Raw genomic sequence first — 231 nt, 5'->3', positions numbered from 1 at the left:
CGCTCTTTCTCATTCTCAATAAGGGTGTTTGCCAGTTCCTGATCTTCTTCTTCCGTTTTCCCACGAGATCTTGTCCCTGCAATTGGCCGAGTACTCACTTCATCACCATTTACTTTCACAAGAAGTTCTGGGGATCCACCTACATATTGCAATTCAGGTGTATGAAAATAGCCCATATATGGTGATGGATTAATTTTTCTTAAACATTGATATATATGAAGGGGATGTGTG

1 protein-coding gene is annotated in these 231 nt (G+C 40.3%); it reads right to left on the bottom strand.

All coding sequences use genetic code 11. The annotated features are described in order from the left end of the window. Positions 1-231 (bottom strand): chorismate-binding protein (locus tag AOA60_RS26440; RefSeq protein ID WP_178075423.1); only part of this gene is annotated, 231 nt, incomplete at both ends.

The organism is Pseudomonas sp. 2822-17, from assembly GCF_002742485.1.
GTDB classification, from domain to species: Bacteria; Pseudomonadota; Gammaproteobacteria; order Pseudomonadales; family Pseudomonadaceae; genus Aquipseudomonas; species Aquipseudomonas cyclaminis.
The sequence above is the reverse complement of the archived record's forward strand: the minus strand, read 5'-3'. Positions and strand labels throughout refer to the sequence as shown.